Raw genomic sequence first — 6,031 nt, 5'->3', positions numbered from 1 at the left:
ACTCGAAGTCTAGTAAAATTTTGCTGTCCATATTGCTTGTAAAGCTTACAGAAAGCTGGAACTTACAGGTAATTTTTTAAAAAAGAGGAATAACACCGTGCTAGAAGCTTACCGCCAACACGTTGCAGAACGTGCCGCACTCGGAGTCCCACCGAAGCCACTTGATGATGCTCAAACTGCTGAACTTGTCGCATTATTAAAAAATCCACCAGCAGGTGAAGAAGCATTTTTAGTAGATTTGCTTGAAAATCGTGTTCCAGCAGGTGTTGACCAAGCTGCGTATGTTAAAGCTGCTTTCTTGGCTGCTCTAGCAAAAGGCGAAGCAACTTCTCCACTTGTAACTAAAGAGCGTGCAGTTTACTTACTAGGTACGATGCTTGGTGGTTATAACGTTGCTCCTTTAGTTGAGCTTCTTGACAATGCTGAGCTTGCTGAATTAGCTGCAGAAGCATTGAAGAAAACTCTTCTGGTATTTGATGCATTCCATGACGTAGCAGACAAAGCAAAAGCAGGCAATGCTGCGGCTAAAGCTGTTTTACAATCTTGGGCTGAAGCAGAATGGTTCACGAGCCGTGCTGACGTTCCAGAAGAAATCAAAATCACTGTGTTTAAAGTAACAGGTGAGACCAATACTGATGACTTGTCTCCAGCTCAAGACGCTTGGAGCCGTCCAGATATCCCATTACACGCAAATGCAATGTTGAAAAACGAGCGTGACGGTATCAACCCTGAAAAACCAGGTGAAGTTGGTCCATTAAGCCAAATCAAAGAATTGATCGCGAAAGGCAATCAAGTTGCTTACGTGGGTGACGTTGTTGGTACGGGTTCAAGCCGTAAATCTGCAACTAACTCTGTACTTTGGTTCTTCGGTAACGAACTTCCACACATTCCAAATAAAAAAGATGGTGGTGTGTGCTTAGGTTCTAAGATCGCTCCAATTTTCTTCAATACAATGGAAGATGCAGGTGCATTACCTGTTGAAATCGACGTTGCTAACATGAACATGGGCGACGAAGTTGTATTGAAAATTGATCATGCTGCTGCAAAAGTTACTGCATTCAAAGACGGTGCACAAATTGCAGAAGCTGAGCTTAAAACGCCTGTACTATTAGACGAAGTACGTGCTGGTGGTCGTATTAACTTGATCATTGGCCGTGGTTTAACTGCCAAAGCGCGTGAAGAATTAGGTCTTGAGCCTTCTACTTTATTCCGTACTCCAGTACAACCTGCTGACACTGGTAAAGGCTTTACACAAGCTCAGAAGATGGTAGGTCGCGCATGTGGTCTTCCTGAAGGTCAAGGTGTTCGTCCAGGTACTTACTGCGAACCTAAGATGACGACTGTTGGTTCTCAAGATACAACTGGTCCTATGACGCGTGACGAGTTAAAAGACTTGGCGTGCTTGGGCTTCTCAGCTGACTTGGTAATGCAGTCTTTCTGTCACACTGCTGCGTATCCAAAACCAGTTGACGTAACAACTCACCATACATTACCAGACTTCATCATGAACCGTGGCGGTGTATCTTTACGTCCAGGTGATGGTATTATCCACTCTTGGTTAAACCGTATGTTACTTCCAGATACAGTTGGTACTGGTGGTGACTCACATACTCGTTTCCCAATCGGTATTTCATTCCCAGCGGGTTCTGGTCTGGTTGCGTTCGCAGCTGCAACTGGTGTTATGCCACTTGACATGCCTGAGTCTGTACTTGTTAAGTTCAAAGGTAAAATGCAGCCTGGTATTACTTTACGTGACCTTGTACATGCGATTCCTTACTATGCGATCAAAGCTGGTGACTTAACTGTAGAGAAGAAAGGTAAGAAAAACATCTTCTCTGGTCGTATCTTGGAAATCGACTTATCAGAAATGGAAAATGACTTGACTGTTGAGCAAGCATTTGAACTTTCTGACGCATCTGCTGAGCGTTCTGCTGCTGGCTGTTCAATCACGCTTTCTGAAGAGAAAGTTGCTGAATACCTACGTTCTAACATCACTATGTTGAAGTGGATGATCGCAGAAGGTTATGGCGATGCTCGTACAATAGCGCGCCGTGCTGAAAACATGCAGAAGTGGTTAGATAACCCAAGCCTGTTAAAAGCTGATGCTGATGCAGAATACTTAAAAGTTTACGAAATCGATCTTGCTGACATCAAAGAACCAATTCTTTGCTGCCCGAACGATCCAGATGACGCTAAACTTCTTTCTGACGTTCAAGGCGACAAAATTGATGAAGTATTCATCGGTTCTTGTATGACAAACATCGGTCACTTCCGTGCTGCAGGTAAATTGCTTGAGCAAGTACCAGGTGGTTCTTTATCAACTCGTCTTTGGATTGCGCCACCAACGCGTATGGATGAGCATCAGTTGATGGAAGAAGGCTTCTATAACATCTATGGTAAATCAGGCGCACGTACTGAAATGCCAGGCTGTTCACTCTGTATGGGTAACCAAGCACGCGTAGCACCGAACACGACTTGTGTATCGACTTCTACGCGTAACTTCCCGAACCGTTTAGGTCAAGGTGCAAACGTTTACTTGGCTTCTGCTGAGCTTGCGTCTGTAGCTGCGGTTCTTGGTAAATTACCAAGCCCTGAAGAATATCAACAGTACGCGTCACAAATTGACAGCGCTGCTGCTGACATCTACAAATACTTGAACTTCGATAAGATGAGCGAATATACAAAAGAAGCTGATCAAGTTGATACCAAGAAAATTCAAGCTGCTCAATTGACTTGATTATTTGATAATTAAATCTAATTAGTTTATAAAAGCTCCACTTAGGTGGAGCTTTTTTATGTCTATTGATAAAAGAATACTAGATAATTTGGGGGTGACTTCAGTTACCAATTTTGTTGAGACACAGATACTTTGTGGTTGGCAAGGTTATGATGCTAAAAATGACAATGCATTTGATGGCATGATTATTATGAGGAGGGGGAGTAGTTCCGCAAAAGAGACAGGTGGAATTCTTTTTGTACAAATAAAATGTGGAACGACTGGTGGTTATAAAGTAGTTAGACAAAGAGACCCTGAAAATATAGGCATACAAGTTGGGGAGGTATATATTAGAAATCATCGGGAACGTTGGAACATAGTGCCAAGTCCATCCATCCTTATTTTTGTTGATGCTGATAACTATGATGTTCGTCAACCACATAAATATGAACCAATTATGTATTGGGTAGACTTAAAAAAGGATGAAAGTTATTGCGCAACCAATAAACAACTTATTTTAGTACCAAAAAAGAACAAGATTAGTTTAAAGACTAAGGGGGAGTTTCACGAGCTTTGTAGAGGATATTTAGGAAATGCTACTTTAGAAGATATTTTTATAAATAGTAGTGAAGGGTTGCCTGTACATTTAGGTTCAAAAATTAGTCTAAAGTCATCTGCATGGGATTTTTATAAAAATTGGAGAAATCAAGGTATTTATAATCATCAAAAACTAGGAAAAATCTACATTAATGGTATGGGGTGGAGGCATATTACAAGAGCTGGTAGAGGTAATCAGAGGATTGTAGCTTCTTGGTTGTTGTTACCTGTTGCGAGAAAAATTATTGAAATTACTCAGGACTTTAAAGTTTTGGATAGGATTGATATAAAGCAAAGAAGCGACTTAAATAGAGTGCTTATAAGAGATTATATAGCTCTTCGTGCTAAAGTTAGCTTCAATTATAGAGATTCAAGTATTGTGCAAGTTATTCTGAAAAGAGAAAGGCTTTATGATGTAAATAATGGGTTGGTGAATCAAAATTTATGGTTTTATTCTGTATTTGAGTTGAGAAGAGGAAGAGTGCAGTAAATTTCAAACGGAAACACTAAAGCGAACATAGTTTTTGAAAAGACTATACGCAATTATCGTCTTTATTCGATAAATTCTTTCTAATATTGAAATAAACTGCATTGTGATAATACTATTAGAGGTATTAATAATCAACACTATAAGTAATATATAATAATTTTTTATTACATATCATAGAATAATTATCTCTACCAACTTAACTTTAAATTTTTAAAATGTCTAAACAATCGCGTTTCTTATGTATTGGTGGATTTCTTAACGGTTCTGCTGTTAAAGCTCAAGGTGATAGTTTTATCTGTGTCGAAAATAACAAAAAAGTAGCCTATCACAAAAAGGAAATTTTCCATCCAAACTCATGGGATCAAGATTACTACGTCTGCGAAACGACAACAGACCAACAAGCACGGAATTGGGTCTATGATATCTAGCCCGATTAATTAAGCAGATATAATTTAGTACTTTTTAAAATAAACATATGAAAAAGCCCCATCATAAGGGGCTTTTTTAAAACTAAAACAATTCTACCAATAACCCAACACTTTCCACCAAAGTCCGCCAATCACCACAAAGATAGTGATATTAACAACACTCATGACAAAGTTCTCTTTCCACCATGCACTAAGAATGGTTTAGTAGGATACAAATCACTTATCAAATGCCTGAGCAACATGATACATTTTAGCTTGATTTATATAACGATAAATATGGTATGGCTCAATTTTCATGGCAACGCCTAAGACGGTTTGTTTATAACAATCTGCATGATGATGACTATAAAAGTAAGGTGAGTACCTGTGTCAACTACTTACTGATTTCCCTAATCATTGCCAATGTTGCAGCCGTGTTACTGGAGTCAGTGGATGACTTGTATAAGCTATATCAGCCTTATTTCAATATTTTTGAAAATCTCTCAATCCTTATTTTTAGCGGTGAATATTTATTAAGGCTATGGAGCATCATTGAAAAAAATCCACAGGAATCAGCATGGAAGCAGCGGTTTCGCTGGATGAAAAGTGGCGGGGCGATTATTGACCTCATGGCGATTTTACCTGCGTACTTAAATTTCTTTGTCCATATTGATTTGCGGTTCCTACGGGTTTTACGACTATTCCGATTACTCAAATTAACCCGTTATTTTGTGTCATTACAGATACTTTTACGTGTCATCCAGCGAGAAAAAGGTTCATTTCAGGCGGTTATTTTCATCTTGGTCATTATGATTGTGATGACGGCATCCGCAATTTACGTGGTGGAAAATAAAGCCCAGCCTGAAGCATTTAGCTCAATCCCAAAAGCAATGTGGTGGGCGGTTGTTACATTGACAACAGTGGGCTATGGTGATGTAACGCCTGTAACCAATTTAGGGCGTATCCTGGGTGCATTCATTACAATTCTGGGTGTCGGTATTGCAGCTTTGCCCGCAGGTATTTTAGCTTCAGGCCTTGCCAATGAATTAAACCAGCGTAATCAAAGCCTGGAACAGGAGTTTCGTGAAGCCTTGCAAGCCAAAGGGCTGGACTTGTTGCATGACCAAGTTGAAATTGAACGAATTCGTAAAAAAGTGGGTTTACCAAAAGAGCAGACCCATGAAATTATCATCCAACTGGTCAGGGAGAAGTTACTTGAGAGTCAGGAACAGGAGAAAAAGAAATATCATTACTGTCCGCATTGTGGTGAAAAATTATCCGAATAAACCGCAAGTTTAATGAAAAACAGCGTTAGAGATCAATTTTAAGAATCGAGTCGTGTTAAGAAAAAATGATAAAATCTAGAGGAGTTGATATGAGTCAAAAACTGATGTTGTGTTGTGCAGCATTCATTCTTATGTTGATTTTAATCATTTCAGGTATTCATCCATTTGACCGTGGTACATGGGTCATGGAAGTTGTTCCTGTTGTCATCGTTTTACCCATCTTATTTGCAACTTATTCAAGATTTCCATTAACTAATCTCTTGTATAGCCTAATTTTTTTGCATGCAATTGTATTAATCCTTGGTGGAGCATATACCTATGCACGTGTACCTTTAGGTTTTGAGATTGCTCAATGGTTGGGTTTAGATCGAAATCCTTATGACAAGATTGGACATTTTATGCAGGGCTTTGTCCCTGCGATTGCTGCACGGGAAATCCTGCTTAGAAAACAGATTTTGATCAAAGGAAAAATGCTCACTTTTATTGTGATCTGTATTGTATTGGCGATTAGTGCGAGCTATGAGCTGATTGAATG

Annotated in this window: 5 protein-coding genes and 1 pseudogene; 5 read left to right on the top strand and 1 reads right to left on the bottom strand. The window is 39.4% G+C overall.

Annotation, left to right across the window (positions count from 1 at the left end):
- The first annotated feature begins 97 nt into the window (after nucleotides 1–97).
- The 3 genes from B4H32_RS10125 to B4H32_RS10115 all read left to right on the top strand — a co-directional run bounded on the left by B4H32_RS10125 (nucleotide 98) and on the right by B4H32_RS10115 (nucleotide 4,231).
- Nucleotides 98–2,737: a bifunctional aconitate hydratase 2/2-methylisocitrate dehydratase gene (locus B4H32_RS10125; protein ID WP_004677664.1), complete on the top strand. Its 2,640-nt coding sequence runs from the start codon at nucleotides 98–100 to the stop codon at nucleotides 2,735–2,737.
- A 58-nt stretch (nucleotides 2,738–2,795) separates the two neighbouring features.
- Nucleotides 2,796–3,803, top strand: a complete 1,008-nt coding sequence (locus tag B4H32_RS10120) for a DUF4365 domain-containing protein (RefSeq protein WP_004769278.1) — start codon at nucleotides 2,796–2,798, stop codon at nucleotides 3,801–3,803.
- Between the two features lie 215 nt (nucleotides 3,804–4,018).
- A complete protein-coding gene (locus B4H32_RS10115; protein WP_286802759.1) occupies nucleotides 4,019–4,231 on the top strand; it encodes a hypothetical protein in 213 nt (70 codons plus the stop codon).
- A 93-nt stretch (nucleotides 4,232–4,324) separates the two neighbouring features.
- On the opposite strand, the pseudogene B4H32_RS10110 reads toward B4H32_RS10115, so the two are convergent.
- Nucleotides 4,325–4,432, bottom strand: a pseudogene (locus tag B4H32_RS10110) (2-oxoglutarate/malate translocator); the annotation flags it as partial.
- 80 nt (nucleotides 4,433–4,512) lie between these two features.
- Here B4H32_RS10110 and B4H32_RS10105 point away from each other — a divergent pair.
- On the top strand, nucleotides 4,513–5,496 hold the full coding sequence (locus tag B4H32_RS10105) for an ion transporter (protein WP_004769283.1): 984 nt from the start codon (nucleotides 4,513–4,515) through the stop codon (nucleotides 5,494–5,496).
- An 89-nt stretch (nucleotides 5,497–5,585) separates the two neighbouring features.
- On the top strand, nucleotides 5,586–6,031 hold a 446-nt coding region (locus B4H32_RS10100), incomplete at its 3' end, for a DUF2238 domain-containing protein (protein ID WP_286802756.1).

The sequence above is a fragment of the Acinetobacter sp. UBA2063 genome (assembly GCF_002333245.1).
GTDB lineage: Bacteria > Pseudomonadota > Gammaproteobacteria > Pseudomonadales > Moraxellaceae > Acinetobacter > Acinetobacter parvus.
Note: the sequence above shows the minus strand (reverse complement) of the source record. Positions and strands in the feature narration are given on the sequence as shown.